General features: G+C 69.1%; 1 protein-coding gene. It reads right to left on the bottom strand.

Features of this window, described 5'->3' with window-relative positions:
- The coding region (locus EYB28_RS19890; RefSeq protein ID WP_166853036.1) for a superoxide dismutase at nt 1-350 on the bottom strand (350 nt) is incomplete at both ends.

Raw genomic sequence — 350 nt, forward strand, 5'->3', positions numbered from 1 at the left:
CCGGTGGCGGTGGCCGCGAAGTGGGCCTGGAACTTCGCGAAGGAGCCGAACTGGTCCTTGATGGCCTCGGCCAGCTCGCCGGTGGGCTCGCCGCCGCCCTCGGGGGACAGGTTGTGCCAGAACACGGTGTGGTTGGTGTGCCCGCCGAGGTTGAACGCGAGGTTCTTCTCGTGCAGGTTCACCGCGGCCAGGTCGCCGGACTCGCGGGCCTCGGCGAGCTTGTCCAGGGCGGTGTTGGCGCCCGCGACGTACGCCGCGTGGTGCTTGTCGTGGTGCAGCTCCATGATCTTGCCGCTGATGTGCGGCTCGAGGGCGCTGTAGTCGTAGGGCAGGTCGGGCAGCGTGTAGAC

It is taken from the genome of Isoptericola sp. BMS4 (assembly GCF_011634835.1).
Taxonomy (GTDB): domain Bacteria; phylum Actinomycetota; class Actinomycetes; order Actinomycetales; family Cellulomonadaceae; genus Isoptericola.